The organism is Actinomadura sp. 7K507 (genome assembly GCF_004348425.1).
Lineage (GTDB): Bacteria > Actinomycetota > Actinomycetes > Streptosporangiales > Streptosporangiaceae > Spirillospora.
On record NZ_SMKK01000370.1, the window covers coordinates 1 to 6,020 of the forward strand.

Below are 6,020 nucleotides of genomic sequence, written 5' to 3' on the forward strand. Positions count from 1 at the left end.
TGGTTGCGGGTTGGGGGTTGATGCCGGTGGTGGCGGTGGTGATGTGGTCGGTGATGGTGTCGATGGCGGGGCTGTGTGAGGCGTAGTCGACGTCGATGCGGCGGGTTTTGATGTCCCGCTGCTCGCATTGGTCGAGGAGTTGGGTGATGGCGTGGTGGGGTCCGGCGACGATGGTGGTGGCGGGCCCGTTCACCGCGGCCACGGTGATGGTGTGGGGGAGCAGGTCGTCCAGGTCGTTGGGGGTGGTGTGGATGGCGGCCATGGTGCCGGTTCCGGCGAGTGTGATGAGGGCTTGGCTGCGGAGGGCGATGAGTTGGGTGGCGTCGTGGAGGGTGAGGGCGCCGGCGGTGTAGGCGGCGGCGATTTCGCCTTGGGAGTGGCCGACCACCGCGTCGGGTTCGATTCCGAGGGAGCGCCACAGGTGGGCCAGGCCGGTCATGACGGCGAACAGTGCGGGTTGGACGACGTCGACCCGGTCCAGCGACGCTGCTGCTTCGCCGTTGGTGAGGATGTCGGTGAGGGACCAGTCCACGTGTGGGGCGAGGGCCTGTTCGCACGCTTGGATGTGGTCGCGGAAGACGGGGCTGGTGGTCATGAGTTCGGCGCCCATGCCGGGCCACTGCGATCCCTGGCCGGGGAACACGAACACCGTCTTACCGCCCGCATCGCCGGGAGACGCGTGGCCGGTGACCACGGCCGGGTGCGGCTCCCCGCTCGCAAGCGCCCGCAACCCCTCACGCAGCGTCGCCTCGTCACCGACGATGACGGCGCGGTGCTCCAGGACCGAGCGGGTGGCCAAAGTCCAGGCCACCCCCTCGGGGTTGGTATCGGGATGGGCGTCCAGATAGGCGGCGAGCCGCTCGGCCTGCGCGGCCAGTGCCGGCTCGTTCTTCGCCGACAGCACCCAGGCGAGGGCCGGGCAGCTGTCGTCTTCACGATCGGCGGCCTGGTCGGGTGCCTGCTCGATGATGGTGTGAGCGTTGGTTCCGCTGATGCCGAAGGAGGAGACCGCGGCGCGGCGAGGCTGTCCGGTCTCGGGCCACGGGACCGATTCGGTGAGGAGTTCGGCGGCTCCGGCGGACCAGTCGACGTGCGGTGTCGGTTCGTCGACGTGCAGGGTGCGCGGCAGGACGCCGTGCCGCATGGCCTGAACCATCTTGATGATTCCGGCGACGCCGGCGGCGGCCTGGGTGTGCCCGAGGTTGGACTTGATCGACCCCAGCCGAAGCGGCCGCTCGCGTTCCCGGCCGTAGGTCGCGAGCAGGGCCTGAGCTTCGATGGGGTCGCCGAGGGCCGTGCCGGTGCCGTGCGCTTCGACGGCGTCGATGTCGTCGGGAGCCAGCCGGGCTCGACCGAGAGCCTCCCGGATGACCCGCTGCTGGGACGGCCCGTTCGGCGCGGTCAGCCCGTTGCTGGCGCCATCTTGGTTGACCGCCGATCCGCGCACGATGGCCAGGACGGGGTGGCCGTTGCGCTGCGCGTCCGACAGGCGCTCCACCAAGAGGAGCCCGACGCCTTCGCCCCAGCCGGTGCCGTCGGCCGCCGCCGCGAAGGGCTTGCAGCGGCCATCGCGCGCCAGGCCCCGCTGCCGCGAGAAGGCGACGAATATGCCGGGAGTGGACATGACGGTGGCGCCGCCCGCGATGGCGAGATCGCATTCCCCCTGCTGGAGGGCCTGGCAGGCCAGGTGGAGGGCGACGAGGGAGGAGGAGCAGGCCGTGTCGACCGTGACCGCGGGCCCTTCCAGGCCGAGTGTGTAGGCGATGCGTCCTGACGCCACGCTGCCGGATGTCCCAGAACCCAGATAGCCCTCGGATTCACCGGAGATTCTGAGATGGCCGGTGCCGTAGTCGTGTGACGAGATGCCGGTGAAAATGCCGGTGCGGGTGCCGTGGAGGGTGGCCGGGTCGATGTGGGCGTTCTCGATGGTCTCCCAGGCGGTTTCGAGGAGGAGCCGCTGCTGAGGGTCGGTGGCCTGGGCTTCGCGGGGGCTGATGTTGAAGAAGTCGGCGTCGAAGTGGTCGGCGTCGTAGAGGAAGCCGCCCTCGCGGGCATAGGTGGTCCCCGGCTGATCGGGATCTGGATGGTGTAGGTCCTCTATGGGCCAGCCCCGGTTCGACGGGAACTCGCCGATGGCGTCGACACCCCCGGCGACCAGGTCCCACAACTGCTGCGGTGTGCGCACATCGCCGGGGTAGTGGCACCCCATCGCGACGATCGCGATCGGCTCGTCGGTGGCGCTCCCCGCCGCCCTCGCGGTCGCTGGCGCGTGGGTGTCGAGAAGCGTGTTCTGGAGGTGCTGGGCGAGTGCCTGGGGCGTGGGGTGGTCGAAGACCAGCGTCGCCGGGAGGCGCTGTCCGGTGGCGGTGGCCAGGCGGTTGCGCAGTTCGATCGCGGTGAGGGAGTCGAAGCCCAGCTCGCTGAACGGGCGTCCCACGTCGACGCCGTCCACCGACCCGTGCGCCAGGACGGCGGCGACATTGCTCCTGACCAGGGAGAGAAGCCTGCCTTCCTGTTCTTCGGGACTGAGAGCCGCCAGCCGCCCGGCCAGATCGCCCGGACCGGACGCCGTGCTCGCCGCCCGGCGGACGGAGGAGCCGCGGACGAGACCCTGGAGGAGCGGCGGAGGCGGGGAGGGCGCCTTGGCGAGGTTGATGGGCGTGGCGAGGAGGTGGGGGTCCGGGGCGTCCAGTACGGCATCGAAGAGTTCGAGACCCTGCGCCGTCGGGATGGGGGGCAGGCTCTGGCCGATGCGGGCGCGGTCGGCGTCGCTGAGATGGCCGGTCATGCCGCTGTCCTGCTGCCAGTAGCCCCACCCGATGGACTGGGCCGGCAGGCCCTCGGCCTGGCGGTGTGCGGCGAGGGTGTCGAGGAAGTGGTTGGCGGCTGCGTAGGCGGCCTGGCCGGGTGAGCCGAGGGTGGCGGCGGCGGAGGAGAACAGGATGAAGGCGTTGAGGGGGAGGTCGCGGGTCTGGAGGTGCAGGTTCCAGGCCGCATCGACCTTGGGAGCCAGCACCGCATCGACCTGCTCGGAAGTGAGCGTGGTGGCGACGGCGTCGTCGACGACCCCGGCCGCGTGGATGACGGCCGTTAGGGGGTGGTTCTCTGGAATGCCTGCGAGGAGGTCTGCGAGCTGATCGCTGGCGGCGGTGTCGCATGCGGTGATGGTGACGTGGGCGCCGAGTTCTTCGAGGTGGCGTTGGAGGTCGTGGGCTCCGGGGGCGTCGGGTCCGGTGCGGCTGGTCAGGTGCAGGTGGGTGGTGCCGTGGGTGGTGATCAGGTGTTCGGCGATGAGTCGGCCGAGGGTGCCGGTGCCGCCGGTGATCAGGGTGGTGCCGTCGGGGTCGGGTGGTGCGGGGATGGTCAGGACGACCTTGCCGATGTGGCGGGCCTGGCTGAGGTGCCGGTACGCCTCGGGCGCATGCCGGATGTCGTAGTTGGTGGCGGGCAGGGGGTGGAGCCGCTCGTCCTCGAACAGGTCGTGCAGTTCGGTGAGGATCTCCTGGATGCGCTCGGGACCGGCTTGCATGATGTCGAACGCCTGGTACTGGACGCCCGGGTGGGCGGCGGCCACCTGTTCGGGGTCGCGGATGTCGGTCTTGCCCATTTCGAGGAAGTGTCCGCCGGGTGCGAGGAGGCGGAGTGAGGCGTCGTTGAACTCTCCGGCGAGGGCGTTGAGGACGACGTCGATGCGTTGGTCGCCGAGGGTGTCGCCGAAGTGCTCCTCGAACTCCAGCGTCCGGGACGAGGCGATGTGACTCTCTTCAAGGCCGTGCTCGCGCAGGACGTTCCACTTGCCGGGACTGGCGGTGCCGAAGACCTCGATGCCCCAATGCCGGGCGAGATGCAAAGTGGCGGTGCCGACTCCGCCGGTGGCGGCGTGCAGGAGAAGCCGCTGTCCGGGCTGGATGCCCGCGAGGTCGGCCAGGGCGTAGTAAGCGGTGAGATAGGCGACGGGGACGGTGGCGGCCTGGGTGAACGACCAGCCGTCCGGGATGCGGGTGATCATGCGGTGGTCGGCGACGGCGGTGGGGCCGGTGCCGGTGAAGATGCCCATGACCCGGTCGCCCACGGCGAGGTGGTCCACGTCCGGACCGATCTCGACAACGGTCCCGGCGCCCTCCCCGCCCAGTGGGCGCTGGTCCTGGGGGATCATCCCCAGGGCGTACAGGACGTCGCGGAAGTTCACCCCGACCGCCCGCACCGAGATGCGCACCTGCCCGCTGCCCAGCGCCTCGTCCAGCTCCGGCGCGGGGACCAAAGCCAGATTCTCCAGGGTGCCCTTGCCCGCGACGGTCAGCTGCCACGGGCCGTCCGGAGGCGGGGGGAGCATCGGTTGCCGTCCGGCCCGGACCAGCCGGGGGACGTGAACCACACCGTCACGGATGGCGAGCTGGGGTTCGCCCTGAGCCGACGCGGCCTCGATCGCGGACGCGAGGGCCTCAAGGCTGCCGGGCCGGGCGTCCAGATCGACGATGGTGACGCGTTCAGGGTGCTCGACCTGGACACTTCGGACCAGCCCCCACACCGGTGACTGCGCCAGCCCAGGCGCTTCGCCCCCGGCGACGCCGTTCGCAGCGGCGGTGTCGACGCTGATGGCGTTGCGGGTCGCCAGGACGAGGCGGGTGTCGTTCAGCCGGTCGTCGGCGAGGTACCGCTGAAGCAGCTCCAGCAGCTCCCGCGTGATCGCGTGCGCCGGACCGGCCGGCTCGCCGCCACCGTCGCCGCCCGTGCCGCAGGGGAGCAGGATGACCGGCGGCGGCTCGGAGATCTGCTGGAGGTCGTCGTAGACCTGCGTGGGCGCGGGGACCGCGGTACGGAGCAGTTGCGCGAACTCGGGACTGTGCGAAGCAAGGATCGCGTAGGTGCCGACGCCTGTCGCGTTGCCGCCCGTCAGCACCGGCCAGCTCAGCGCGTAGAGCTGGGTGTCTCGACCGGGCTTGGTGGGGAGCCCGGTGAGTGGCCGGAGAGTGAGCGTGTCGATGGTGGCGACGGGCTGTCCGGTGGAATCAGTGGCGGTGATGGTGAGGCTGGTGCCTTGCCCGCCGGTGGGGGTGATGGCGACGCGGAGTGAGGTGGCGCCGGTGGCGTGGAGGGTGACGCCTTCCCATGCGAAGGGCAGGTGGGCTTGGCCGTCGGGACCGTCGGCGGTCAGGGCGATGGGGTGGAGGGCGGCGTCGAGGAGTGCGGGGTGGAGGGTGTAGCCGGTGGCGGCGTCGGGGTCGGGGAGCTGGACCTCGGCGTAGATCGCGCCGGAGGCGCGCCAGGCGGTGCGGACGCCCTGGAAGAGAGGTCCGTAGTTAAGTCCCAGGTCGTCGAACCGCTCGTAGAGGTCGTCGGTCGGCACCTGCTGGGCGTCGGTCGGAGGCCAGGGTGCGGAACCGGCCGGATCGATCGCGGCTGCCGCCGCGGCGACAGGGCCGAGGATGCCGGTGGCATGGCAGGTCCAGGGGTCGTCGGCATCGTTGCTGGTGGCGCGGGAGTGGATGGTCAAGGCGCGGCGGCCATCGCCGTCGGGGGCGGCGACGGTGATCTGAATCTGGGTGGGAGCGACGAGAGTGAGAGGTGTGTGGAGACTCAGCTCCTCGATGTGGGGTGTTCCGGTGTGGTCGCCTGCGTGGATGGCGAGTTCGAGGTAGGCGGTGCCGGGGAGGACGGGTGTGTCGTTGATGGCGTGGTCGGCGAGCCAGGGGTGGGTGTCCAGGGACAGGCGTCCGGTGAACACGGTGGTCTGCTCGTCGGCGAGCGTCACGCAGGCACCGAGCAGAGGATGGCCGCCCGCTTCCAACCCCGCCGATGCGACGTCGGAGGCCCCGGCAGGGACCTCCAGCCAGTAGCGCTGCCTCTGAAACGCATAGTTCGGCAGTGCTGGGGGCTCACTCGGAGTCGTGATGCCGATGGCTTCGAGGATGTGGGTCCAGTTGAGGTGGGTGCCTTGGGTGTGGAGGGTGGCGAGGTTGGTGAGGAGTTGGGTCCAGGTGGGGTGGTCGCGGTGGAGGGTGCCGATGGCGGTTGTTGTG

1 protein-coding gene is annotated in these 6,020 nt (G+C 70.6%); it reads right to left on the reverse strand.

Annotated features, from left to right (window positions below):
- The coding region (locus E1285_RS42515; RefSeq protein WP_132160553.1) for a type I polyketide synthase at nt 1–6,020 on the reverse strand (6,020 nt) is incomplete at both ends.